This window comes from Bordetella sp. FB-8 (assembly GCF_000382185.1).
Classification (GTDB): Bacteria; Pseudomonadota; Gammaproteobacteria; order Burkholderiales; family Burkholderiaceae_B; genus Bordetella.
On the sequence record NZ_KB907784.1, the window covers coordinates 771,810 to 797,407 of the forward strand.

Annotated in this window: 21 protein-coding genes; 12 read left to right on the forward strand and 9 right to left on the reverse strand. The window is 65.4% G+C overall.

Annotation, left to right across the window (positions count from 1 at the left end; all coding sequences use genetic code 11):
* Window positions 1-51: 51 nt before the first annotated feature.
* Window positions 52-549: a YbaK/EbsC family protein gene (locus tag H143_RS0103680; RefSeq protein WP_026349691.1), complete on the reverse strand. Its 498-nt coding sequence runs from the start codon at window positions 547-549 to the stop codon at window positions 52-54.
* A 171-nt stretch (window positions 550-720) separates the two neighbouring features.
* On the opposite strand from H143_RS0103680, the gene H143_RS0103685 reads away from it, so the two are divergent.
* Window positions 721-1,527: an alpha/beta fold hydrolase gene (locus H143_RS0103685; protein ID WP_026349692.1), complete on the forward strand. Its 807-nt coding sequence runs from the start codon at window positions 721-723 to the stop codon at window positions 1,525-1,527.
* Between the two features lie 149 nt (window positions 1,528-1,676).
* Here H143_RS0103685 and fusA read toward each other — a convergent pair whose 3' ends face one another.
* Genes fusA through H143_RS0103705 form a run of 4 tightly spaced genes read right to left on the reverse strand, consistent with a single transcriptional unit; the run spans window position 1,677 to window position 6,650 of the window.
* Entirely contained in the window at window positions 1,677-3,782 is a 2,106-nt protein-coding gene (gene fusA / locus H143_RS0103690) for an elongation factor G (RefSeq protein ID WP_019936876.1), read from the reverse strand.
* Between the two features lie 36 nt (window positions 3,783-3,818).
* On the reverse strand, window positions 3,819-4,475 hold the full coding sequence (mobA, locus tag H143_RS0103695; RefSeq protein ID WP_019936877.1) for a molybdenum cofactor guanylyltransferase MobA: 657 nt from the start codon (window positions 4,473-4,475) through the stop codon (window positions 3,819-3,821).
* Entirely contained in the window at window positions 4,468-5,574 is a 1,107-nt protein-coding gene (gene moaA / locus H143_RS0103700) for a GTP 3',8-cyclase MoaA (RefSeq protein ID WP_019936878.1), read from the reverse strand. The genes mobA and moaA overlap by 8 nt, the downstream gene beginning before the upstream one ends.
* Window positions 5,571-6,650 carry a substrate-binding domain-containing protein gene (locus tag H143_RS0103705; protein WP_019936879.1) on the reverse strand — a complete coding sequence of 360 codons (1,080 nt, stop codon included), beginning with the start codon at window positions 6,648-6,650 and terminating at the stop codon, window positions 5,571-5,573. Before H143_RS0103705 ends, moaA begins: the two co-directional genes overlap by 4 nt.
* Window positions 6,651-6,812: 162 nt before the next feature.
* Here H143_RS0103705 and H143_RS0103710 point away from each other — a divergent pair, with 162 nt between their 5' ends.
* Genes H143_RS0103710 through H143_RS0103730 form a run of 5 tightly spaced genes read left to right on the forward strand, consistent with a single transcriptional unit; the run spans window position 6,813 to window position 12,899 of the window.
* A complete protein-coding gene (locus H143_RS0103710; RefSeq protein ID WP_019936880.1) occupies window positions 6,813-7,298 on the forward strand; it encodes a formate dehydrogenase subunit gamma in 486 nt (161 codons plus the stop codon).
* Window positions 7,295-8,866, forward strand: a complete 1,572-nt coding sequence (locus H143_RS0103715; RefSeq protein WP_019936881.1) for an NADH-quinone oxidoreductase subunit NuoF — start codon at window positions 7,295-7,297, stop codon at window positions 8,864-8,866. The genes H143_RS0103710 and H143_RS0103715 overlap by 4 nt, the downstream gene beginning before the upstream one ends.
* 25 nt (window positions 8,867-8,891) lie before the next feature.
* Window positions 8,892-11,768 (forward strand): formate dehydrogenase subunit alpha, encoded by a 2,877-nt coding sequence (gene fdhF, locus H143_RS0103720; RefSeq protein ID WP_019936882.1) that lies wholly within the window; start codon window positions 8,892-8,894, stop codon window positions 11,766-11,768.
* Window positions 11,769-11,786: 18 nt separating this feature from the next.
* Window positions 11,787-12,629 (forward strand): formate dehydrogenase accessory sulfurtransferase FdhD, encoded by an 843-nt coding sequence (gene fdhD, locus H143_RS0103725; RefSeq protein WP_019936883.1) that lies wholly within the window; start codon window positions 11,787-11,789, stop codon window positions 12,627-12,629.
* 18 nt (window positions 12,630-12,647) lie between these two features.
* A complete protein-coding gene (locus tag H143_RS0103730; protein WP_019936884.1) occupies window positions 12,648-12,899 on the forward strand; it encodes a formate dehydrogenase subunit delta in 252 nt (83 codons plus the stop codon).
* Window positions 12,900-12,979: 80 nt separating this feature from the next.
* Here the strand turns inward: H143_RS0103730 and rsmA are convergent, their stop codons facing one another.
* From rsmA to H143_RS0103745, 3 genes are read right to left on the reverse strand one after another with little or no spacing between them, the layout of a single operon-like run.
* The gene (gene rsmA, locus H143_RS0103735; protein WP_019936885.1) at window positions 12,980-13,771 is read right to left on the reverse strand and encodes a 16S rRNA (adenine(1518)-N(6)/adenine(1519)-N(6))-dimethyltransferase RsmA; all 792 of its coding nucleotides are present in this window, start codon (window positions 13,769-13,771) and stop codon (window positions 12,980-12,982) included.
* A gap of 7 nt (window positions 13,772-13,778) precedes the next feature.
* The gene (locus H143_RS0103740; protein WP_019936886.1) at window positions 13,779-15,350 is read right to left on the reverse strand and encodes a peptidylprolyl isomerase; all 1,572 of its coding nucleotides are present in this window, start codon (window positions 15,348-15,350) and stop codon (window positions 13,779-13,781) included.
* A complete protein-coding gene (locus tag H143_RS0103745) occupies window positions 15,350-17,731 on the reverse strand; it encodes an LPS-assembly protein LptD (RefSeq protein WP_026349694.1) in 2,382 nt (793 codons plus the stop codon). The genes H143_RS0103740 and H143_RS0103745 overlap by 1 nt, the downstream gene beginning before the upstream one ends.
* 182 nt (window positions 17,732-17,913) lie before the next feature.
* On the opposite strand from H143_RS0103745, the gene H143_RS0103750 reads away from it, so the two are divergent.
* The 3 genes from H143_RS0103750 (at window position 17,914) to H143_RS22830 (ending at window position 20,347) form a co-directional block, all read left to right on the forward strand.
* Window positions 17,914-18,954, forward strand: coding sequence for an aminoglycoside phosphotransferase family protein (locus H143_RS0103750; protein ID WP_019936888.1), 1,041 nt, complete (start codon window positions 17,914-17,916; stop codon window positions 18,952-18,954).
* Entirely contained in the window at window positions 18,954-19,661 is a 708-nt protein-coding gene (murU, locus tag H143_RS0103755; RefSeq protein ID WP_019936889.1) for an N-acetylmuramate alpha-1-phosphate uridylyltransferase MurU, read from the forward strand. The genes H143_RS0103750 and murU overlap by 1 nt, the downstream gene beginning before the upstream one ends.
* 77 nt (window positions 19,662-19,738) lie before the next feature.
* Entirely contained in the window at window positions 19,739-20,347 is a 609-nt protein-coding gene (locus H143_RS22830; RefSeq protein WP_051094348.1) for a hypothetical protein, read from the forward strand.
* A gap of 85 nt (window positions 20,348-20,432) precedes the next feature.
* Here H143_RS22830 and H143_RS0103765 read toward each other — a convergent pair whose 3' ends face one another.
* Complete coding sequence (locus H143_RS0103765) at window positions 20,433-21,776, reverse strand: ClcB-like voltage-gated chloride channel protein (protein WP_033365962.1); 1,344 nt, start codon at window positions 21,774-21,776, stop codon at window positions 20,433-20,435.
* A 221-nt stretch (window positions 21,777-21,997) separates the two neighbouring features.
* Here H143_RS0103765 and H143_RS0103770 point away from each other — a divergent pair, with 221 nt between their 5' ends.
* The 3 genes from H143_RS0103770 (at window position 21,998) to H143_RS0103780 (ending at window position 25,550) form a co-directional block, all read left to right on the forward strand.
* Window positions 21,998-22,678 carry a response regulator transcription factor gene (locus tag H143_RS0103770; RefSeq protein WP_019936891.1) on the forward strand — a complete coding sequence of 227 codons (681 nt, stop codon included), beginning with the start codon at window positions 21,998-22,000 and terminating at the stop codon, window positions 22,676-22,678.
* Window positions 22,678-24,006 (forward strand): HAMP domain-containing histidine kinase, encoded by a 1,329-nt coding sequence (locus tag H143_RS0103775; protein WP_019936892.1) that lies wholly within the window; start codon window positions 22,678-22,680, stop codon window positions 24,004-24,006. The genes H143_RS0103770 and H143_RS0103775 overlap by 1 nt, the downstream gene beginning before the upstream one ends.
* A gap of 83 nt (window positions 24,007-24,089) precedes the next feature.
* On the forward strand, window positions 24,090-25,550 hold the full coding sequence (locus H143_RS0103780) for a DegQ family serine endoprotease (protein ID WP_019936893.1): 1,461 nt from the start codon (window positions 24,090-24,092) through the stop codon (window positions 25,548-25,550).
* The last annotated feature ends 48 nt before the right edge of the window (window positions 25,551-25,598 follow it).

Genomic DNA, 25,598 nt, shown 5'->3' on the forward strand with positions numbered 1-25,598 from the left:
AAGAACAAAAGGGCCGCGCACTGCGCGGCCCTTTTGCTTCGATCTAGGTGCTCAGGCCCGCCGCAATGCCACGTCGGCGACAGGTGCGCCCGTCATAGCCTCGAGTTGCTTGGGCGTGAGATTGAACACGGCATGCGGGTGGCCCGCCGCCGCCCACAGGCTGTCGTAGTTGAACAGGTCTTCATCGAGCAGCATCACCGGTTTGACGACATGGCCAATGGGACAGACGCCGCCGATTGCGTATCCTGTGGCTTCGCGCACGAAACGCGCGTCCGCCTTGCCCAACTCGCCCACGCGCGCGGCCACCTTGGCCTCGTCCACCCGATTGATGCCGCTGGCCACCACCAGCACCGGCGCGTTGTCCGACATGCGGCGAAAAATGATGGACTTGGCGATCTGCGCGACCTCGCAACCCAGGCCGGCAGCCGCCTCCGCCGAGGTGCGTCCGGTCTCTTCCAGCAGCACTACAGGACGGTCATGGCCCAAAGAGTGTAGTAAAACCGCAACACGTTGAGCGGATTCGGGCAAATTTTTTGAGTCAATGGACATGGCTGTGCGTAAAGAATTGCAAAGACTGGCTGACGAATTTCTGTCTGAATGGATACCAATGCGGGTCCGCCGAAACGAACCCGTGGCCGGGCGAGTGTAGCAAGCCTGACCCGTGAGGAAGGCCGCGAACGCGGCGCTAGAATCGTGGCCTTGCTCAACCCCGATTCCATCATGCGTTTTACACCTGACCTGCCAACCCAGCGCGTCCAGTTCGACGGCTATGCCACCACCTATGCCGAAGCCGGTTCGGGGGAGCCGGTGGTGCTGGTACATGGTTCGCTATGCGACTGGCGCTACTGGAAGCCGCAGCTGGCAGGGCTGGGCAAGCGCTACCGGGTTCTGGCGCCGTCGCTACGACGCTATTGGCCGGAACGCTGGGACGGCAGGGGCGAAGGGTTCTCGATCTCCGAGCACGCCGAGCAATTGCTGAATTTCGTAGTGCATGCCGTGGCGGGGCCGGTGCATCTGGTGGGCCACTCCCGCGGTGGACGCGTGGCGCTGGAGGCGGCACTGCGCAATCCGGGCCTGGTACGCAGCCTGACGCTGGCCGACCCCGGCCAGCCTTTGCCCGGCAATCACGACCCGCGCGGCGATTTTCGCCGGCAGGCGCGCGAGATGATCCGCGATGGCCAGACCGAGGAAGGCCTGGCGCTTTTCATCGACGCGGTGACCGGCCCCGACACATGGCGCCGCATGGTTCCCTGGTTTAAGGAAATGGTACGCGACAATGCCGGCACCTTGATCGGCCAGGCCGGCGAGGTCATTCCGCTGCCGGACCAGCTCGCATTGCGCGCGCTCCTGCCGCCCGTTCTGCTGGTGGGTGGCGCGCTGAGTCCTGCGCCCTTCCCCAGCGTGCTGGATTGGCTGGAAAGCGTACTGCCCGATCCGAAGCGCGTGTCGATCGCCCATGCCTCGCATGGGATGAGCCTGTCCAATACCAAGGCGTTCAATGCGGCGCTCGATGCGTTTTTGCAGTAGGCCGGGTATTTGCTTGGGAATGCGTTGTTGGGTTGTTTGAGTTCTTGAGCCGTTCGACGAGTCTGGGTGGGGGGCGTGAGGGCAGACCTGGTCGGCCGCCCCGTCCCCACCCCGGCGCGACCCGGCCGACGGATCAAGAACTCAAACGACTAAGACTTTTTCTGCGCAATCACCGCATCCGCCACCCCCCTGGGCGCTTCGGCGTAGTGTTTGAACTCCATGGTATAGGTGGCCCGCCCCTGCGTCAGCGAGCGCAGCGAAGTCGAGTAGCCGAACATCTCGGCCAGGGGCACCTCGGCGCGCACCAGCTTGCCACCACCGCCCGCGATGTCCTCCATACCCTGCACCATGCCACGCCGCGAAGACAGATCGCCCATGACAGAGCCGGTGTAGTCCTCGGGCGTCTCGACTTCAACGTGCATCATCGGCTCGAGCAGTACCGGCTTGGCGCGGCGCATGCCTTCCTTGAAAGCCATGCTGCCCGCCATGCGAAAGGCGTTCTCGTTGGAATCGACGTCGTGGTAGGAACCGAAAACCAGGGTGGCCTTGATGTCCACCACCGGATAGCCCGCCAGCACACCGGCGTTCAGGCTGTCGCGGATGCCGCGCTCGACCGCCGGGATGAACTCGCGCGGCACCACCCCGCCCTTGATGGCATCGACGAACTCAAAGCCTGTGCCGGGTTCCCGCGGTTCGATCTTGAGCACCGTGTGGCCATATTGGCCGCGCCCGCCCGACTGCTTGACGAATTTGCCTTCGACCTCGTCCACCGTCGCGCGTATGGTCTCGCGGTAGGCCACTTGCGGCTTGCCGACGTTGGCCTCAACGTGAAACTCACGCTTCATGCGATCGACCAGAATTTCGAGGTGCAGTTCGCCCATGCCGGAGATGATGGTCTGGCCGGATTCCTCGTCGGTGCGCACGCGGAACGACGGGTCTTCCTGCGCCAGGCGATTGAGCGCCACGCCCATTTTCTCCTGATCGGCCTTGGTCTTGGGCTCGACAGCCTGCGAGATGACCGGCTCGGGAAAGACCATGCGCTCGAGCACGATGACGTGCGTGGGATCGCTCAGCGTGTCGCCGGTGGTGACATCTTTCAAGCCCACGGCGGCCGCGATGTCGCCGGCGTAGACCTCGCTGATTTCCTGCCGCGAATTGGCATGCATCTGCAGGATGCGGCCCAGGCGCTCCTTCTTGTCCTTGATCGGGTTGAACAGCGTATCACCCGACTTGACCACGCCCGAATAGACGCGGAAGAACACCAACTGGCCGACGAAGGGGTCAGTCATGATCTTGAAGGCCAGTGCCGAGAAGGGCTCGGCATCGCCAGGGTGACGCTCGGCTTGCTTGTCGTCGAGGGTATGCCCCTTGATCGCGGGTACGTCCATCGGCGAAGGCAGGTAGTCGATGACGGCATCGAGCATCGCCTGCACGCCTTTGTTCTTGAAGGCGCTGCCGCACAGCATGGGCACGATCTCGTTGGCGATGGTGCGGCTGCGCAGGCCGGACTTGATCTCGTCCTCGGAGAGCGGCTCGCCCGACAGGTATTTTTCGAGCAGCGCGTCGTTGGCCTCGGCGGCTTTCTCGACCATCTTGTCATGCCATTCCTGCGCCTGGGCCTGCAGGTTCGCCGGAATGTCGCGATATTCGAAACGAACGCCCTGACTGTCGTCGTCCCAGATGACAGCCTTCATCTTGACCAGATCGATCACGCCTTCGAACGCGTCTTCCGCCCCCACGGGGATCTGTATCGGCACGGCATCGCCACGCAGGCGTTCGCCGATCTGGCGCTGCACGCGGAAAAAATCGGCGCCGATGCGGTCCATCTTGTTGACGAAGGCGATGCGCGGCACACCGTATTTATTGGCCTGGCGCCACACCGTCTCGGACTGCGGCTGCACGCCGCCCACGGAGTCGTAGACCATGCAGGCGCCGTCGAGCACGCGCATGGAGCGCTCGACCTCGATGGTGAAGTCCACGTGCCCCGGAGTGTCGATGATGTTGATGCGATGTTCGGGATAATTGCCCGCCATGCCGCGCCAGAATGCGGTAGTGGCCGCCGACGTGATGGTGATGCCGCGCTCCTGCTCCTGCTCCATCCAGTCCATCACCGCCGCGCCGTCATGCACCTCGCCTATTTTGTGGGTGATGCCCGTGTAGAAAAGGATACGCTCGGTCGTGGTGGTCTTGCCCGCGTCGATGTGGGCGGAGATACCGATATTGCGATAGCGCTCGATGGGTGTACGGCGAGTCATGACGATTCCCGGTGAAAGCGGATTGAATCATTGATGTTACTGCTGGCTGTCCATGCTCTGCTCGGCCGCAGTGAGGTCTTCGGGGGTATTGATATTGAGGAAGGCTCGGGGTGCGTTAGCACGGCGCGCATCAGCTCGGGGCGCGCCAGCCTGGCAAGCGTCGTCGAAGCCGACCTCGACGCCGCCTACGCGCGCCTGCCAGAGATCGACTTTGCGGTCGCCTGCCCGCAGATAGTCGTACAGATCGTCCGCGAGCGCGGTGCGCAGCGCCATGCAGACCGAATGCCGGCGCCCGCCCGCGCAAGCCACCGCCAGCGGCGCGCCCTGTGCCTGGGCAGCGCCGATCAGACGCGCAGCCAGATCGGGCGGCAGAAAGGGCGTATCGCATGGTGCCACCACCAGCCAGGGGCCGGACCAGGCCCGCAATCCCGCCGCAACGCCGGCCAGCGGACCGGACCAGGCATCGAAAGCCGGATCGTCGGGCAAAACCTTGCCGTACTGCTCATAGAAGGCCGCATTGCGATTGGCACTGATGAACAGAGACCGGACCTGCGGCGCAAGACGCCGCGCCACGAGGGCCACGAGCGGCTGGCCAGCGAGCACAAGCAGGCCCTTGTCGGCCTGCCGCATGCGGATGCCACGACCGCCCGCCAGGATCAGGCCGGCTGCGCTTTCGGCAAGAGTGTCAGCCACCGATGTAGCTCATTTCTATCTTGCGCGCGGCATCCGGAACGCCCTGGGCGCGGCGTTCGGAATAGTTGTCGTCGCGTTGCGACCAGATGCCGTCTATCAGGTCGGTCAGGCGCGCATCGTCGGCGCCGCCGCGCAAGGGTTCGCGCAGGTCGTACCCCGCGCTGGTGAACAAGCATAGAAAGAGCTTGCCTTCGGGCGACAGGCGCGCGCGCGTACACCCGCCGCAGAAGGCATGGGAAACGCTGGAGATGACGCCGATCTCGCCCGCGCCATCGCAATAGCGCCAGCGCTCGGCCACCCGGCCCATCGTTTCGTCGGTCAGGGCCTGCAGGGGAAACGCCGCGCCGATGCGTGACAGAACTTCGCGGGTGGGCACGACTTGAGCGAGATTCCAGCCATTGGTGCTGCCCACGTCCATGTACTCGATGAAGCGCAGCACGTGGCCCGTGCCGCGAAAACGCTGCGCCATGGGCAGGATCTGCCCATCGTTGAAACCGCGGCGCACCACCATATTGATCTTGATCGGCGCCAGCCCCGCCTGCGCCGCCGCATCCACGCCGCGCAACACATCGTCGGGCGTGAAGTCGCTGTCGCTCATGCGCGCGAACAAATCGGCGTCGAGCGCATCCAGGCTCACGGTGACGCGGCTCAGACCCGCGTCTTTGAGCGCGCGCGCCTTGCGCGCCAGCAGCACGCCATTGGTCGTGAGCGTGATGTCCAGCGGCTGGCCCTGCGGCGTGCGCAGCTCGGACAGCATGGCGACTAAGGATTCGAGGTTCTTGCGCAGCAAGGGTTCGCCGCCCGTCAGGCGGATCTTCTCCACGCCCAATTGCGCAAATATACCGGCCAGGCGCGTGATTTCCTCGAACGAGAGCAGCGCCGAATGGGGCATGAAGGCATAGCTGCTGTCGAACACCTCCCGCGGCATGCAATAGTTGCAACGGAAGTTGCAGCGATCGGTGACCGAGATGCGCAGATCGCGCAAGGGCCTGGCCCGAAGATCCGCCAAGGACTCGCCGGGCCGCCGCGCGCGGATCGAAGCGCCGCGCGGCCCAGGCAGCGCGGCGCGGCCATCGGAGAGAAAAAACACTTTGCTCATGGAAATGCCTCTTTCAAGGTCATCGTCTGGCCTACGTCGACTATCTCGTAGCCCGGCAGCAGATCGAGCTCGCCGATATAGGCCGGACTACGTATGACGGCCAGCAGTTCGCGCATGGCCGGCGTATCCATGTCGGCCTTGCGCACGGCAAAGAAATAGCGCTCGCGCGCGAGCAAAATGAACTGCAGGCCGAAGCGCTGCGCGGCGGTTTCAACACCCACTCCGGTGTCGGCCATGCCGCTGGCGATATGCGCGGCGATGGCCATGTGGGTGAACTCGCTGGTATCGTAGCCTTGCACCTGACCGGTGGACAGACCCGCACGTTCGAGCATGACCGTGATCAGATGGCGCGTGCTGGAACCGATCTGGCGGTTGACAAAGCGCACGTCGGGCCGCGCGAGATCGGCGATGCCGGTAATGCACTTGGGATTGCCGGGCTGCACGAAAAGGCCGGTGCTGCGCACCGCCAGATGGATCAATATGTGTTCGTCGGCGTTCAGCCAGGGGCGATAGTCTTCGAGTATGGCCGCCTCGAATTCGCCGCAGGGCACCTGAAAACCCGCCAGATCGCACTCGCTGCGCTTGAGCGAAGCCAGGGCCTCGACGGCGGTCCGATAGCGCAATTCCAGACCCGGGCCATTGCTGCTCACATGCCGCATCATGGCCTCGACCGCGAAACCGTGGCTGGCATGCAGCCGCAGATGCGGCGCGGCGCGCGGCAACAGACGTTCGAGTTCTTCCTGCAATTCGGAGGCCATGCTTTCGAGCGTGGGCGCCAGACGCGCCTCGATGCGCCGGTTGGCCCACAGCAGGCGCTGGGCGAATTCGGACAACTGTGTGCCTTGGCGCCGCCGCGTAATGAGCAGCGGCGTACCGAAAACGCTCTCGAACCGCCGCAGCACACCCCAGGCATGCCGGTAGGACAAGCCACAGGCCCGACAGGCGCCGGCAATGTGACCGGTGGTATCGATGGCCGACAGCAAGGACAGGACGCTGCCCAAAGACAGGTCTTGTTCGTTTTGCGCACCGTCCAGCGACCATTGCGGGCGCAGATTCAACTGGAACTTATATGTCATTTATTTCTTATTGAGTGCGAAAAAGAAGCAGATTAAGGTGTGAGAATAAACACAACCTGTAATATTAATATGTTGTTTCTACCATATTAATTCGCTTCAGGCATCCCAATGAAAAGCCGCAAGCCCCCACTTTCAAGCGGCCCCGGTTCAGGAGACCCGACGATGCATGACCGAACCGTCGTCAACGACATCGTGACCCGCCTGCGCGATAAGCCCGGCGCACTGCTGCCGATTCTGCACGCGGTTCAGCACGAATTGGGCCATATCCCGCCCGATGCCGTGCCCGAAATCGCCGCAGCGCTAAACCTGTCGCGCGCCGAAGTCCATGGCGTGATCACTTTTTATCCACATTTTCGCAGCGAACCCGGCGCGCGCCACACGCTGGAAGTCTGCCGCGCGGAATCCTGCCAGGCCATGGGCGCAGAAGCCCTGGCCGGCCACGCCCGCGCGCGCCTGGGCTGCGACTTTCATGCCGTCAGTGCCGACGGCGCCTTCGCGCTCGAGCCGGTGTACTGCCTGGGCCTGTGCGCGCAGTCGCCCGCCGTGATGCTCGACGGCCAGCCTCACGCGCGCGTTACCGCGGCCCGGCTGGACCGCCTGCTCGAGGCGGCGCGCACGGCGCCTGCCCAAGACGAGGCCCGCTCATGAACACTGCCGTAAAGATTTATGTGCCGCGCGATGCCGCCGCGCTGGCCGTGGACGCCGACGCAGTGGCCCAGGCTATCGCGCGCGAAGCGCAAAAACGCGGCCTGGACATTACCTTGGTGCGCAATGGTTCGCGCGGGCTGTTGTGGCTCGAACCCTTGGTCGAGATTGCCGCAACACAAGGCCGCGTGGCCTACGGCCCGGTTCGGCCCGAGGACGTGCCCGGTCTTTTCGATGCCGGCTGGCTGCAGGGCGACGCGCATGCGCTGTGTCATGGACTGACCGAAGACATTGCTTATCTCAAGGACCAGGAACGCCTGACTTTTGCCCGCGTGGGCATCACCGATCCTTTGTCGCTGGAGGACTACGCAGCCCATGGTGGTTTGAAGGGCATACAGCGCGCGCTGGCGATCACGCCCGCGCAGATCGTCGACGAAGTATTGAACTCGGGCCTGCGCGGCCGCGGCGGCGCGGCCTTTCCCACGGGCATCAAGTGGAAGACCGTGCTGGCCGCCAACGCGGCGCAGAAGTACGTGGTGTGCAACGCCGACGAGGGCGATTCGGGCACGTTCGCCGACCGCATGCTGATGGAGGGCGACCCCTATGTGCTGATCGAGGGCATGGCGATCTGCGGCCTGGCCGTGGGCGCCACGCAGGGCTACATCTATGTGCGCTCGGAATACCCGCACGCCATTGCCGCGCTCGAGCAGGCCATCGTCCGCGCACGGCAGGCGGGCTGGCTGGGGGCGGACATCCACGGCAGCGGCAGGACCTTCGAACTGGAAGTGCGCAAAGGCGCCGGCGCCTATATTTGCGGCGAGGAGACCTCGCTGCTGGAAAGCCTGGAAGGCAAGCGCGGCGTGGTGCGCGCCAAGCCGCCGCTGCCCGCCATACAGGGCCTGTTCGGGCAGCCCACCGTCATCAACAATGTGATCTCCCTGGCGTCGGTACCCATCATCCTGGCGCGCGGCGCGCACTACTACCGCGACTATGGTGTCGGCCGCTCACACGGCACCCTGCCCTTCCAGCTGGCCGGCAATCTCAAGCAGGGTGGCCTGGTCGAGAAGGCATTTGGCCTTACGCTGCGCGAACTGCTCTACGGCTTCGGCGGTGGCTCCGCCTCGGGCCGGCCGCTGCGCGCGGTGCAGGTGGGCGGGCCGCTGGGGGCCTACCTGCCCGAATCGCAATGGGACGTGCCGCTCGACTATGAAGCTTATGTGGGCATTTCGGCCATGATCGGCCACGGCGGCCTGGTGGCATTCGACGATACCGTGAACATGGCGCGCATGGCGCGCTATGCCATGGAGTTCTGCGCGGTCGAATCGTGCGGCAAGTGCACGCCCTGCCGTATCGGTTCCACGCGCGGCGTCGAGACCATCGACAAGATCATCGCCGACGGCCCGCAGCGCGAACAGCATGTGCAGTTGCTGCGGGATCTGTGCGACACCATGCTGGCAGGCTCGCTGTGCGCGTTGGGCGGAATGGCGCCCTACCCGGTGCTGTCTGCGCTGAACCATTACCCCGAAGATTTCGGCGTTGCCGCTTCATGCAACGCGGCGCCCGCCGCATAATCGCGCCCCCCAAGGAGACACCCTCATGTTGGAAACCGTCGTCAAGCGCGACCGCGACCTGGGCACCCCGGCACGCGTCTCGCAGCAACGCGTCACCCTGACTATAGACGGGCAGACCATCTCGGTGCCCGAAGGCACCTCGGTCATGCGCGCCGCGGCCGAGGCAGGCATCAACATTCCCAAACTGTGCGCCACCGACAGCCTGGAAGCCTTCGGCTCGTGCCGGCTGTGCCTGGTGCAGATCGAGGGTCGGCGCGGCTATCCCGCCTCGTGCACCACCCCTGTCGAAAACGGCATGGTGGTACGCACGGAAACGCCCAAGCTGCACGAGCTGCGCCGCGGCGTGATGGAACTCTACATTTCCGACCACCCGCTGGACTGCCTGACCTGCCCGGCCAACGGCGACTGCGAGCTGCAGGACATGGCCGGCGTGGTGGGTCTGCGCAATGTGCGCTACGGCTACGATGGCGCCAACCACCTGCAGGATGCCAAGGACGAATCCAACCCCTACTTCAGCTACGACCCATCCAAGTGCATCGTCTGCAACCGCTGCGTGCGGGCCTGCGAAGAGACCCAGGGCACCTACGCCCTGACGATCTCGGGCAAGGGCTTCGATTCGCGCGTGGCGGCCGGCCAGAGCGAGCCTTTCCTGGACAGCGAGTGCGTATCCTGCGGCGCCTGCGTGCAGGCCTGCCCCACCTCGACCCTGCAGGAAAAGACCGTCATCATGATGGGCCAGGCCGAGCATTCGGTGGTGACCACCTGCGCCTATTGCGGCGTGGGCTGCGGTTTCAAGGCCGAGATGAAGGGCGAGGAAGTGGTGCGCATGGTGCCGTGGAAAGACGGCCAGGCCAATCGCGGCCACTCCTGCGTAAAGGGGCGCTTTGCCTGGGGCTACACCACGCACAAGGACCGCGTGCTCAAACCCATGATACGCAAGCGCATCACCGATCCCTGGCAGGAAGTCTCTTGGGAGGCGGCGATCAGCCATGCGGCTTCGGAATTTCGTCGCATCCAGGCCACGCATGGGCGCGATGCGGTGGGCGGCATCACCTCATCGCGCTGCACAAACGAGGAGACCTGGCTGGTGCAGAAACTGGTGCGCGCCGCCTTCGGCACCAACAACGTCGACACCTGCGCGCGTGTCTGCCACTCCCCAACCGGCTACGGGCTGAAGCAGACCATGGGCGAATCGGCCGGCACACAGACCTTCGACTCGGTCATGCATACCGACGTGGTGATCGTCATGGGCGCCAACCCCAGCAGCGGCCACCCGGTATTCGCCTCGCGCCTGAAGCGGCGCCTGCGCCAGGGTGCGAAGCTGATCGTGATCGACCCACGACGCATCGAACTGGTCGACGCGCCGCATGTCAAGGCCGACTACCACCTGCCGCTGCGCCCCGGCACCAACACCGCGCTGCTGTCGTCGATGGCGCACGTGATCGTCACCGAAGGACTGGTGGACGAGGCTTTCGTGGCCGAGCGCTGCGAGGCCAAGTCATTTCGCGAATGGCGCGAGTTCGCTGCGCGCCCCGAGAATTCGCCCGAAGCCATGGAAGCGATCACCGGCGTGCCGGCCCGGGATGTGCGCGGGGCCGCGCGTTTGTATGCCACCGGGGGCAACGGCTCGATCTACTACGGCCTGGGTGTGACCGAGCACAGCCAAGGCTCCACCACCGTGATGGCCATCGCCAACCTGGCCATGGCTACCGGCAACATCGGCCGTGAAGGCGTGGGCGTGAACCCGCTGCGCGGCCAGAACAATGTGCAGGGTTCGTGCGACATGGGATCGTTCCCGCACGAACTGCCGGGCTACCGGCACGTGTCCGACGATGCGGCGCGCGCGCAGTTCGAGGCCGACTGGGGCGTGGTCCTGCAGCCCGAGCCGGGCCTGCGCCTGCCCAATATGTTCGACGCAGCCATGGCTGGCAGTTTCAAGGGACTGTACTGCCAGGGCGAGGACATCGTGCAGTCCGACCCCGATACGCAACACGTGGCTGCCGCGCTGTCAGCCATGGAATGCATCGTGGTGCAGGACCTGTTCCTGACCGAGACTGCCAAGTACGCCCACGTCTTCCTGCCCGGCTCGTCCTTCCTGGAGAAGGACGGCACGTTCACCAACGCCGAGCGCCGCATTTCGCGCGTGCGCAAGGTCATGGCGCCGCGCAGCGGCATGGCCGACTGGGAAATCACCATAGCCCTGTCCAACGCGCTGGGCTATTGCATGCACTATCGCGATCCCGGCGAGATCATGGATGAAATCGCGCGGCTCACGCCCACCTTCGCCGGCGTCTCGTACGAAAAGATCGATCGCCTGGGCAGCCTGCAATGGCCGTGCACGGACGAAGCGCCCGAGGGCACGCCCACCATGCACATCGACGAGTTCGTGCGCGGCAAGGGCCGCTTCATGATCACCCGCTACGTGCCCTCCGATGAGCGCAGCACCCGCCGTTTCCCGTTGCTGCTGACCACCGGGCGCATCCTGTCGCAATACAACGTGGGGGCACAGACGCGACGCACCGCCAACGTGGCCTGGCACAGCGAGGACGTCCTCGAGATCCACCCGCAGGACGCCGAGGATCGCGGCGTGATCGAGGGCGACTGGGTGGGCATCGCCAGCCGGGCGGGCCAGACCGTCCTGCGTGCCACCCTGACCACGCGCGTGCAGCCTGGCGTGGTCTACACCACCTTCCACTTCCCGGAATCGGGTGCCAATGTCGTGACGACGGACAATTCGGATTGGGCAACGAACTGTCCCGAATACAAAGTGACGGCGGTGCAGGTGACCCGCGTGACGCAGCCTTCGGAATGGCAACGGCAGTGGTCGCGCTTCGAGGACATCCAGCAGAAACTGCTGAACGAACGCAGTCGCGAGAATGCGTCCGCCATTGCAGGGAAATAGCCTTCGCCCGGTCACGCCATGTCCCAATCCCCCCTGTCCGATTCGAGCGAAGAACTCGTGCACGCCGACCACCACCGGCTGCGGGTTCTCCGGGTGCGCGAGGGTCGCATCGAGGCGGCCGAGCTAAACGACTGCGTGGCCGAGGAAACGCCGATTGCGCTGGAATACAACGGCATCAGCCACGCCACTATGCTGGCCACGCCCTCTGATCTGGAAGATTTCGCGCTGGGTTTCTCGCTTACCGAAGGTATCGTCGATGGCGTGTCCGATGTGCGAGGTATGGACCTTCGCCAGGAATGCAACGGCATCGTGGTGGAATTGGAGATCTCCAGCGCCTGCGCGGCGCGCCTGCGCGAACGGCGCCGCGCCATGGCTGGCCGCACCGGCTGCGGCCTATGCGGGGTGGAAACCCTCTGCGAAGTGCTGCGGCCCGTGCCGGCCGTGGCTGGCGGCCAGACCGTGCGCATAGGCGCGGTGCTGCAGGCCATGCGCGGCATGCGTGCGCGCCAGAGCCTGCACGACATCACCGGCGCAACCCATGCCGCGGGCTGGGCCGATGGACACGGCAAGGTAGCGCTGGTGCGCGAGGATGTCGGCCGCCACAATGCGCTCGACAAACTGGTCGGGGCGCTGGCACGCGCAGGGCTGAACGCGACGCCAGGCATGATGCTGGTTTCCAGCCGTGCCAGTTTCGAAATGGTGCAGAAAGCCGCCATGGCCGGCGTCGGCGTGCTGGCCGCCGTGTCCGCCCCCACCGCGCTGGCGGTCAGCGTGGCACAGCGAGCCAATGTCGCGCTATTGGGTTTTCTGCGCCAGGACGACGCGACGATTTATACCCACCCAGAACGCATACTGCCCTGACTTGATCTGGATTTGTTCATGGATATCAGCAATTTGATCCGTATGGCCAACCGTATCGGCGACTTCTTCGAAGCCATGCCCGACAGGGAAGAAGCCGTCGAAGGCATCGCCAATCACATCCAGAAATTCTGGGAGCCGCGTATGCGCAGCGAGTTGCTGAGTTTTCTCGAAGCGCATTCTGATGGCCGCATTGGCGAACACCAATTGCATCCGTTAGTGCTGGAAACAGTGCTCACGCAACGGGAGCGATTGACGCCAGCCAAGGCCTAAGGGTTTGTTTAGACCATTACTCCGCAAACTTCTGGCCAGCGCCACGGCGAGCACGCCCAAATCCAGGCGTGAGGAGCGCGTCAAGGACCCGCAATCACACCCGCTTGCACCAGCGCATCGGCGATGCCGATGAACCCGGCCACCGAGACCTCCTCCGCCCGTGCCGTAGGCGCGATTCCCAAGGTTTCCCACGGTATGTGAGCGACCCAATCGGCAAGCACCCGGCGCAGCATCTTGCGCCGCTGCGAGAAGGCCCGCGCCACCACCTGCTCGAAGGCCGCCTCGCTGCGGGGCCGAGGACGGTCTTCGCCCAACGGCATCATGCGCACCACAGCCGACACCACCTTGGGCGGGGGATCGAAAGCCTCGGGAGGAACGTCGAACAGCTTGGCCATACGGTAGCGCGACTGCAGCATCACCGACAGGCGGCTGTAGTCCGCCCCCCCGGGCAGGGCCACCATGCGGTCTATGACCTCGCGCTGCAGCATGAAATGCTGATCGCGTACCTGACCGGCCGAGGCCATCAGGTGAAAAAGCAGCGGGCTGGAGATGTTGTAGGGCAGATTGCCTACGACCCGCAATCCCGGGCCGAATGCGGCAAAGTCGACCGCGAGGGCATCGGCCTCGATGACTTCGAGCTGCTCCGACGGATACTGCTTGCGCAGCCGCGCCGCGAGATCGCGATCGATCTCGACCACGGTCAGGCGCGACAGATGGTCCAGCAGCGGTCGGGTCAGCGCGGACAGGCCCGGCCCGATTTCGACGACGCGGTCACCGGCGGCAGGAGCGACTGCCCGCACGATGCTGTCCACCACGCTCGGGTCGGTCAGGAAGTTCTGGCCGAAGCGCTTGCGGGCCTGATGCTGGGCCATGGCTTGCTTACTGCTGGTAGCGCTGCTTGAGTTCTTGCGCCCTTTCCAGGCGATTGTCGATGTAGGTCTGGGCCTGGACCTGATCCATGTAGTCCTCGAATGCCGGCCCGGCCTGGCGTTCCATCAGGATCTGGCGCGCACGGTTGCGGCGGACCTCTTGCGTGGCGTCGTGCTGGCGGCGTGCGATCACCTGGATCAAGTGCCAGCCGAAAGGCGAGGCGATCGGCTCGCTGATCTGGCCGGGCTTGAGCTTGTCCATGGCCTGCTCGAAAGCGGGCACGGTCTGGCCCGGGCTGAGCCAACCCAGATCGCCGCCCTCCGAAGCGCTGCTGTCCTGCGAATACTGGCGGGCCATTTCCCCGAACGTGGCCTGGCCCGAGACGATGCGCTGGCGGATTTCCTCGAGCTTCTGGCGCGCCTCGGCATCGGTCATGACGGCCGAAGTCTTGATCAGGATGTGGCGTGCGTGCGTCTGGGTGATCTCGATGGTTCCCGGCGCGGCAGACGGAATCGAATCGAGCTGCTGGATGCCGGGCGGCACCTGCTGCTGCTGTCGGACCGGCGCGGCCACGCGCTCCATTGCACGGGCGGTCACCTTGATGATGTGAAAACCGTTGGCGGCACGCAGCACGCCGGTGACCTGGCCGGGCATCAAATTGCGCACGGCGCTCACGAACAAATCAGGCCAGCCCTCCAACGGACGCACGCCCAACTGGCCGCCCTGCAGGGCATTGGGTCCATCGGAATTGGCGGCAGCCAGGCCGGCGAAATCCGCCCCCTTGCGTAGGCGCGCGAGCAGACCTTCGGCCTTCTGGCGCAGGCTCGCGACCGTTTCAGGTGAGGCGCCATCGGGGACGTGGATCAGGATATCGGACAGCGCGATCGGACCATTGGCCACGATCTTGACCTGCGGCTGGGCGGGCGCGGGGGCAGCCTCGGGGACAGCAGGGGCGGGAACCACCGCCTTGTTGTGCGCGTATTCTTTCAGGAACGCGTCGACTTCGCTGTCGGAAATGAAGATCTTGGCCTCGACCACGCGCTGGCGCAGGCGCTCGGACAGCATCTCATCGTGGATGGTCTTGCGGTAGTCGTCCCAGTTGGTGCCGCTCTTGACGATCTCGGCCTTCATCTGGGGAACCGTGAGATGATTGCGGCTGGCAACCAAGGCGATAGCCTGATCGACCTGGCCGCTGGTGACCGAAATGCCCTGGCGCTTGGCCTCCTGATCCATCACGCGATTCATGATGAGGCGGTTCAGCACCTGGTGCTGCAGAACTTGCAGGGGCGGAATCTGGATCCGCTGCATCTTCAGGCTGTCCGTAGCCTGCTGCATGGCCTTGTTCAGGTCGCTCATGGTGATGACGTCTTTGCCGACCACCGCGGCAATGCCATCGGCGAACTGTTCTTGCGCCGGGGCTGCGGGCTTGGCCTCGGTTTTCTTGGCTGTTTGCGCCAGGGCCTTGGCGTGATGCCCGGGCGCGGCGTGTTGCGCATGCACGGGCGCGGCGGCCAGGACCATGCAAAGGGTCAGCGTCAGGAAGCAGCCGTACCCACGGCTGCGCAGCGGCAATCTACGCATTACTCGTACCTTTCAAAGGAGGTGCCGGGTTGCTGCGCCGGCGTCACCGGTTGGTAGCCCGGGATGTTGCGATTGATCAAATCCATGGGATCGCTGCCCAGCGAACCCAGTCCTGTAAGTTCGAGCTGGAAGAACAGAGCCGTGTTCGCTTGCGTGTCCGAGATGGCATAGCGTTGGAAAACCACGCGGGCAGACCAGCAGCAATCGGACTTGTACTCGACGCCGAGCATGGCCTGCGGAATGCGCGAATTGCCGCCGGATGCCTCCTGACCCAGAGCATAGTCGATGCGGCCCACGCCGTACCAGTGCTTGGTGAAAGGCCATTGCACGCCCAGACTGATCTGGTTCTGCGGCGTGGGCAGGTACTGCTGGTTGATCAGCGACGAATTCTGGTAGCGGTAGGTCAGCGCAACCGTGGTCAGGCGCTGCGGCGACCAGCGCAGGCTGGTGTAGGCCTGCGATACTTGATGGTCGTAGACGTCGTACTGCACGCCCAAAGCCGTGCTCAGGGAGTCGGTCAGCGCGGCGCTGGCTCCGCCCAGCAGGTCGGAATGCTGATGCTCGCGCGCCACCTCGCCTGGCAGCGTGACCATCTGATCGACGAAATACTGCTGTATGCCTCCCGACAGCGACAGGCGCTCCAGGCCCGTGGCGTTGTCGATCCAGCGCGTGGTCAACGCAGCGGTGAGCTGATTGGCGTTATTGATGCGGTCCCATCCGCCGACATAGCGGTTTTCCTCGAAGGCCTGGTCGAAGCTGAAAGGCGCCAGGTAGGTGTCGTAGACCGGCAGGTTGGACTGGTTGCGGTAGGGGATGTAGAGATAGTAGAGCCGCGGTTCCAGCGTCTGCGTCGTCGATCGGCCGAAAAGCGACGTGGTGCGGTCGAAGGTCATACCGCTGTCGAGCGACACGATAGGCACCGTACGCGAGGCCGAAGGTCCGTAGGACGCCGTGCTACCCAATTGATTGAAGTCGGTGTTGTGCCAGTTGGTGTTGCCATATTGGGTGTAGTTCACACCGATCTTGGGCGTGACATACCAGCCGGGGTGGACGATGGGGTAGGACACCGAGGGATAGATCTCGAACCGGTTGCCGTCCGGCCCCAAGCGCGTGCCCAGCTCCAGCGGCCTGGTGAAATGGATGGCCGAGGCGTCCATGTTCAGGTCGAATCCGTTCCAGTCGTAGCGATGGCCGTTCAGCCGGGCAGCCAGTTCATTGAACGGCGGCGCAACGGGGGCATTGGGATCCTGCAGCGTCTGGTAGTGCAGGGACTGGACCGATGCATTCCAGTCGCTGTTGGCCCATCCCGCCGTGAGGGTTTGGGGCAGATAGACGGTGGCGGCCGAATTCAGGCCGATGGTGTTGCTGATGTCGCGGAAGTAGTTGTTGTCCGAGACCCTCTGTATGTCCCAGTTGGCGTAAAAGCCGCCGTCAAACTGCTGATAGTGCGTCCAGCGGTACATCCAGCGGTCGCGGTCGGCCAGCCGGTCGCGCGGCATGTAGTTGGCCTGCGCCAGGCCGGTGTAGCCGTTGCCGATATAGCGGCCCGTCGCGCCCAGCATCATCCCGCGCTTGCTCATGATCTGCGGGTCCAGCGTCAGGTCGTAATTGGGCGCCAGATTGAGGTAATACGGCACCGACACGCTAAGACCGGTGCTGCTGGAGGTGCTGTAGGTGGGCGCGAGAAAGCCCGACTTGCGCTCGTCCTTGACCGGGAAGGTGAGGTAGGGTGAAGCGAGGATGGGGACGCCCTTGAAGTAGAGCACGCCATCGTGCGCCACGCCCTCGTTTTCGTCCATGTCGACATCCAGGCTGTGGGCCTTGATGTACCAAGACGGACTAGCGCAGGAGCAACTGCTGTAGCGGACCTGGGTCAGGCGAAATTCCGACTTGCTGAAGATATCGGCGTGCTGGGCCTGGGCGGTGCCGCCAGTGGCGCCGAGCCAGAAATCCGGCGCCTTGATGGCACCCTGGTAGTTGTCCAGATTGATGTGACCGGACGGGCCGGTAATCAACGTGGCGTCGCGTTGCACGCGCAGATCGCCGTTGACGGTCACCTCGCCGGTTGCGCGGTCGTAGTGGATGCTGTCGCCCTTGAGCACAGCGTCCGGGCGCCGTATCTGGGCATGGCCGGTAAGCGTGAACGCCTTGTCGGGGTTGCCGTCGATCTGGTCGGCCTGTATGAAAGTCGAGATTGCATCGCCGGGCAGCAAATGCTCGCGCAGGCGGGATGAGCTGCGCATCTCGATCGGCGGCTGCAGGCCGGGCACTTCGACCTGCGATGCCGCGCCGGTGCCGGCATCGGACATGGCCGCGGCCTGGGCCTGGGCGGCTGCGGCCACGCCGACTGCGAGAAGAATCAACCACCGGACCATGCGCACGAGCACGAAAACCAACCCTGTTCGAAATGGGCCCCACTCCGGCATCGAAACGGTGCCGGAGCGAAGCGACCCGGTATTATAGAGAAGCTTGCCAAACGACCAAGCCTGGAGGCATTTCTCATGAATGCGCAGTCCGTCCACCAGGTTTTTCCTTCCAATCCGCTGACTTCGAGACGGTACGCTTGAGCACCTCCCACGACCCGCGCCAGGCCTTGATCGATGCCTGGCTGCGCAGCCTGCCGCCCGAGATGGCCCTGCGCCTGGATACACTGCAGCCGGCTTCCAGCGACGCGAGCTTCAGGCGCTATTTCCGCCTTGAAGCGGCGAACGGTACGGCCATCGTCATGGACGCGCCGCCGCCGCACGAGGACGTACGTCCCTTCCTGCATGCCGGCAGCCTGCTGCGCGAGGTCGGGCTGAACGTGCCGGCCGTATTGGCCCAGGCCCCCGAGCAAGGGCTGCTGCTGCTGTCGGACCTGGGCAATGAAACCTACTACCGGCGCATCCAGGCCGGACTGGACGATGCCCATCTGCAGACCTTGTACCGCGAGGCGCTGGCCGCGCTGGTGCGGATGCAGCAGGCATCGACCGCCGGGCTGCCCCCCTACGACGCGGCGCGCCTGACGGCCGAACTGGAGCTATTCCCCGAGTGGTATGTGCAGCGCCATCACGGCACCACGCTTACCGACAGGCAGGCCGACGACCTGGGCAAGATCTTCCGGCTGCTATCGCAAAGCTGCGCCACGCAGACACCCGTCTACGTACACCGCGATTTCCATTCGCCCAACCTGATGGTCTGCGACCAGGCGCGATTCGGGCCCAACCCGGGCATCCTGGATTTTCAGGACGCCCTGGCCGGACCGCTCACCTACGACCTGGCCTCCCTGGTAACCGATGCCCGCACCACCTGGGAAGAGCCTCAGCAACTGGACTGGGCCATACGTTATTGGGAAATGGCGCGCAGCGCCGGCCTGCCGGTGGACACGGACTTTGCCGAATTCCACCGCGCCTACGAGTGGATGAGCCTGCAGCGCAATCTGCGCATCCTGGGCGTGTTCGCCCGCCTGAACCATCGCGATGGCAAATCGGACTATCTGGCCCACATGCCGCGCGTCAACCGATACGTACGCCAAGTGGCGCAGCGCTATGGCGTCTTCGCACCGCTGCTGCGCCTTCTGGACCAGCTCGACCATACCGAATCTACGGTGGGATACACCTTCTGATGCGGGTGATGATCCTGGCGGCAGGCCGCGGCGAGCGCATGCGGCCGCTTACCGATCACACCCCCAAGCCGCTGCTGGCGGTGGGTGGCAAGCCGCTGATCGTCTGGCATCTGGAACGGCTGGCGCAGGCAGGCCTGCGCGACGTGGTCGTCAATCACGCCTGGCTGGGCGAGCGCATCGAACAGGCGCTAGGCGACGGCAGCCGCTGGGGCGTGGACATCCGCTATTCCGCCGAAGGCCGGGCGCTGGAAACCGCCGGAGGCATCGCACAGGCCCTGCCTTTGCTGGGGCCGGCGCCTTTTCTGGTGATGAACGGCGACATCTGGTGCGACTGGAACCCGGCTCAGGCTGAGCCAATACGGGGTGAAATGGACCAAGCGCAGGCCGACGCCTGGCTGCTGCTGACCGACAACCCGCCACAACATCCGCAGGGCGATTTCTCCCTGCGGCCCGACGGCCGCGCCGCCGACGCAGGCCGGGACAGGCTGACTTTTACCGGCATAGGCATCTATCGGCCGGAATTGTTCGCTGGACTCGCGGCCGGCAAGCCCGCTGCGCTGGCGCCGCTGCTGCGGCTGTCCATGGCGCGCGGCGCCGTACGCGCCAGCCGGCATGCCGGCCGCTGGGTCGATGTAGGCACACCGCAACGCCTGCAGGCGCTCGATGCCGAACTGCGCGCCGGTGCGGATTGCGGACCCGGCGCCTGACCCGGCACGAAGCGCTGCAGTAGTATGCTCTGGATTCTTTACCTACCGCACCAAACCCTAGGCATAGGAAGTCTTACATGGGCATGTTAGGACAATCGGGACGTCCGGTTTTCAAACCGTCTGTCTACCAGCCTGGCCGGCACAACCGGCGACTGCCGCGCGGCCTGGGGCTGCTGCTGATCGGCATCGCGCTGGGAGCCGCGGGCGTGCTGTTCCTGCAAACCAACTATGGGCCGCCGCGTCTATCCACCGAACAGTCCGAGCAGGTGCGCAGCGAGTTGAACGCGGCCACGCTGGAACGCCAACGCCTGCAGACGCAGATCGACGATCTGCAGCGCCAGATCCAGGCCAGCCATGCGGCGCAGGCTGCCGCGCCGGCCGAACCCGCAGCCCAGCCCGCTCCCGCAGCCGAACCCGCCACGGCGGCGCCGGAGTCCGCTCCGGCAGCGCCCGCCGCGAACCCGCCGGCCGCCGCGGCACCGGCCGCCGCGGCGCCCACCGCCGTCGAACCGGCCCAGGAACGGGGCGCGGCTGCGGCACCAAGCGCCACCGAGCAAGCCGCCGCGCCCATGCCAGCGCCCGATGTGCCCAAGCCGGTGGCGCGCCGACCCGTACACCACGACTATGAAGAGCCGCACTCCGAACTGCGCATGACCATCATCCCGATGTCGCCGCAGTCAAAGTAAAGTCGCTTCTCACCGCCGCGCCGTCTCAAGGTAGCGGTGTCGTATTCGAAGACGACAGACCTGAGGCACAGCGCGGGGGAGCCTGTCAGCGCCCGGTGCCTCGGCGCGTGCCGCGGTTCTCCGCCAGCGAGTGGGCATACATGGATTTGCCGCCCAAAGCCTCGGCCACGACGTAACCCATGACGCAGGCCACCATCAAAGGCAGCATGGCCTGATAACTGAGCGTCATCTCGAAGATCATCAGGATGGACATGAGCGGCGCGTGCGTGGCCGCCGACAGCAAGGCGCCCATGCCGACCGCGGCGTAGTTGCTGACCGATACTTGCGGCAGGATGCCGTGCAGCGTCGAGCCGTACAAATGCCCTAGCGCCGCGCCCATGAACAAAGTGGGCGTGAAAATGCCACCCACGGCACCCGAACCCGAGCTGGCCGAGGTGGCCAGCAATTTCATCAGGAGTACCACCGCCACCGTCTGCCAGGCCCAGGGCTGGTGCAGCAGGGAGTTGACCACACTGTACCCATTGCCCCATACCTGAGGCCAGCCCACCGAAATCACGCCCACCACCAGGCCGCCCGCGGCCAGCCGCAGCCAAAGCGGACCTATCCAGCGCGAGAAAAGCCGCTTGGAACCATTGAGCATCTTCAGGTACCACGGTGCCAACAATCCGGCCAGCACGCCCAGGCCGAGGTAGGTGAATACCTCCCAGGGGGAAGTGAAGTCGAAGGTCGGCATGTGATAGACGGCGTCGTAATGCAGCAACTGGCGCGTGACCATATTGGCGGCCACCGAAGCGACTACCAGCGGCACCAATATGGCCGAGGACACCGAGCCGTAGATGATCTCGGAAACGAATAAAGCGCCGGCGATGGGCGCGTTGTAGACCGCAGTAAGGCCGGCCGTGGCGCCGCAGGCCACCAGCAGACGCAGGCGCTCGGGCGGCCAGACCAGCCAACGGCCGCACACCGAGGCCAGCATGGCCGCGATCTGCACCATGGGGCCTTCGCGGCCGATGGAAGACCCGGTGGTAATGGAGAAGAATGCCGCCAGGCTGCGCGCCATGGTCTGGCGCAGGCCGATGAGGCCGCGCCCCAGCGAAATCGCCTCCATATAGTCGCCCGCGCCCTGCGGCGGCAGCTTGCTGCGCGCCCACTGCAGGATCAGCCCCGCCACCGCCCCGCCGACAACGGGCAGCACCAGGCGTTCCCAGTAAGGCAGACTGTGGGCCAGCGACACCATGCCATGCGCGGGTTGCCGTCCCAGCAGGACTTGCATGAATTCGAGCCCTTGGCGAAACACCATGGTGGCCAGCGCACCGAGCACGCCCACGGCCGCCGCGGCCAGCAGCATGACCGACAGCCGGTCGGGCACCAGGCGTCGGCCGGAATAAAAGGCCGCGGGGCGGCGCCAGCTTCGTGAAGGTCGTTGCATGGCCAAGATTCTACCGTCGCGCCCTGACAAAAAGTCGGGCTTGCTGTCCCCCGCCGAGGGGGCGTTTTTGCCTTGGGGCGGCCCGGCGGCAAAGAAGGCCCCCACGCCGCGCCCTTCGGGCTTGCTGCCCCCCGAGGGGGCGTTTTTGCCTTGGGGCGGCCCGGCGGCAAAAAAATCGCCTATTCTTTATCTATGTCCGATCCCGATTTCAGGCCGTTCGCATGCGTATCCTGCTCGTCGAAGACGACACGATGATCGGTGCCGGCGTGCAGGACTGCCTGCGCGCCGACGGTTATGCAGCCGATTGGGAGCGCGACGGCGCGCGCGCGGCGACGGCGCTGCGTACCGGTGCCTACGACCTGGTGCTGCTGGATCTGGGGCTGCCCAACAAGGATGGACTGTCGGTGCTGCGCGAGCTGCGCGCGCGGCGCGACCGCACGCCGGTCTTGATCGCCACCGCGCGCGATGCCGTCGGCGATCGCATCGCCGGGCTGGATGCCGGCGCCGATGACTACGTGGTCAAACCCTACGATCCCGACGAACTGCTGGCGCGCATTCGCGCGCTCCTGCGGCGCAGCGCCGGCCACGCCGAATCCACGTTTGAACACGGCAACGTGCGCATCGACCCGCAGACGCACGAGGCTTCGGTGGATGGCGCCCCCGTCACGCTCACGGCCCGGGAATGGGCCGTGCTGCAACCGCTGATCGCGCGCCCGGGCATGATCTATTCGCGCGCGCAGTTGGAAGAAAAACTCTACAGCTGGCAAGAAGAGATCGCCAGTAACGCCGTCGAAGTCTATATCCACGGCCTGCGCAAAAAGCTCGGGCATGGCTTCATCCAGACCGTGCGCGGCGTGGGCTATGTCGTTCCCAAACTGCCCGGCAAGACCGGAGTGGCATGATGCGCCTGGCCCTCACATCCCTGCGCGCGCGGCTGCTGCTGTTCCTGCTGGGAGCCGTCTTCGCCGCGGCACTCATCCAGGCTGGCGCAGCCTACCGCGGCACGCTGGCACAGACCGACGAGATCTACGACGCGCAGCTGCGCAGCACGGCCTTGTCGCTGAGCGACGGCAGCCTGCAGCTGAACAACACCCCCATCGCGGTACCCGGCGCACCCGCCAGCTCGGTGGACGATCTCATCATCCAGATCTGGACCGTGGACGGCGTGCAGCTCTATCGCTCCGCCTCGGGCCGCCTGCTGCCCGACCCGGTAAGGCTGGGTTTTTCCAGCGTGCAGGCCAACGGCACCACCTACCGCGTCTATGCCATGTCCACGCCGCTGCAGGTGACGCAGGTGGCGCAGGACATGCGCGTGCGCCGCCTCACCGCGCGCGATCTGGTGCTGCGCTCGGTGGGACCGACGCTGGTGATGGCGCCGCTCCTGATGCTGGTGGTTTGGTGGGTGGTCAGTTTCTCCTTGCGGCCCGTGGAGCGCACGCGCACGCAGTTGGCGGCGCGCCAGCCCGATGACCTGTCGCCCGTGTCGGGAGAAGGATTGCCCGATGAGATCCGGCCGCTGGTGCAGGAACTCAATCTGCTGCTGGAACGCGTGCGGCAGGCCTTTGCCTCGCAGCAGCAGTTCGTGGGCGACGCAGCGCATGAGCTGCGCACGCCGCTGGCTGCCCTGCAGTTGCAGCTGCAAGGCCTGCGCCGCGCCGCGGACGACGCGACGCGCGAGCAGGCCATTGCGCGCCTGGGCGAGGGCGTGGCGCGCGCCACGCGCCTGATCGGGCAGTTGCTGTCCATGGCGCGCCACGACGGCGGCGCGCCGCGTCTGGTGCTTGCGCCCACCGATCTGGTGCAGGCCGTGCGCGAAGCCGTGTCGCAAGCCCTGCCCCAGGCCAATGCCAAACGTATCGACATCGCCCTCGACGGCCCGGACGCCGCGACGGTCGACGGCCAGTCCGACGCGCTGGTGCTGCTGGCGCGCAATCTGCTGGATAACGCCATCAAGTACACGCCCGAGGGCGGCTCGGTGCGCATCGCCATCTCCGCCGCAGGCCCGGTATCGCTGATAGTCGACGATACCGGCCCGGGCATCCGGCCCGACGAGCGCGAGCGCGTCTTCGACCGCTTCTATCGCGGCGCGGACGCGGGCGCCACGGGCAGCGGTCTGGGACTGGCGCTGGTGCGCACCCTGGCCGGCCGGCACGGCGCCGCCGTCTCCCTGGAAGAGGCGCCGGGCGGGGGATTGCGCGCGCGCGTGGTGTTTCCGCCGGTTTCAGGATAGACAGTCGCGCCGGTTCTTAAGATTCGCCTAAGCGGGCCCCCGCACCATGAGGTCATGTTCAACCCGGCCTCAAGGAGCTCCTCATGAATTCGACGAACCACCCGAACAAGAAAAGCCGCCCCGCCCTCGCGCGCGTCACGCTGGCCCTGCTTGCCGCCGGCGCCATCGGCGGCGCCAGCCTGGCCGCGTATTCCGGCGCCGCGCAGGCCCAGGCCACCCTGGCCCAGTCTTCGGCCCCGATCGGCACCGTGACCACGCCCGATTTCGCCCAGATCAACAAGCTCTACGGCCCCGCCGTGGTCAACATCACGGTCAAGGGCACCGAGAAAGTCGACGACAGCCAGGACAACCCCTTCCAGCAGTTCTTCGGACAATTCCCCGGGTTCCCGGGCATGCCGCAGGGCGGAGGCTCGCACATGGTGCCAATGGAAGGCGTGGGTTCGGGCTTCATCGTCAGCGCCAACGGCCTGATCATCACCAACGCCCACGTCGTCAAGAACGCCAAGTCGGTCGTGGTCAAGCTCACCGACCGCCGTGAATACCGCGCCAAGGTGCTGGGCAGCGATCCGCAGACCGACGTGGCCGTGATCAAGATCGACGCCACCGACCTGCCCACCGTGAAGCTGGGCCATGTCTCCAGCCTGCAAGTAGGCGACTGGGTGCTGGCCATCGGCTCGCCCTACGGCCTGGAGAGCACGGCCACCGCCGGCATCGTCAGCGCCCTGGGCCGCTCGCTGCCCGACGACACCAGCGTGCCCTTTATCCAGACCGACGTGCCGGTGAACCCCGGCAACTCGGGCGGACCGCTGTTCAACGCCAAGGGCGAAGTGGTCGGCATCAACTCGCAGATCTACACCAAGACCGGCGGCTACCAGGGCCTGTCCTTCTCGATCCCGATCGACGTGGCCATGAAAGTCGCGCAGCAGATCGAGGCGCACGGCAAGGTGATGCATGCCAGGCTGGGGGTGACAGCACAGGAAGTCGACCAGGATCTGGCGAATTCGTTCAAGCTGCCCTCGCCCTCCGGCGCGCTGATCGCCAGCGTGGTCAAGGGTAGCGCCGCCGATCACGCCGGCCTGAAGTCCGGCGACGTCATCCGCAAGATCGACGGACGCGACATCATCTCGTCGGGCGACCTGGCCTCGGTCATCAATATGGACCAGCCGGGGCAGCGCATCACGATGGATATCTGGCGCAACGGCAAGCCCATGACGCTGACCGCCGCACTGGGCAAGCTCGATAGCGGCAGCACCGACACCCGCGGCGGCAGCTCGGCATCGGGCCACAGCCTGGGCCTGACCCTGCGCCCCCTCACGCCCGCGGAGGCGAACGAGGTCGGTTCGTCGGGCCTGTTGGTGATGCAGGCCTCGGGCGCGGCGGCCAACGCAGGCATACAGCCCGACGACGTGATCCTGGCGATCAACGGCGTGCCGGCCAGCAGCGTGGCGCAGGTCCGCAAGGAAATCGCCCACTCCAAGGGCACCGTGGCCCTGTTGATCCAGCGCGGGGGCGACAAGATCTTCGTGCCGGTCCAGCTGAAGTAATCGCCGGGAACCCGATGCCGTTCAAGTTGCGCAGAGCCAGGGCCTGCA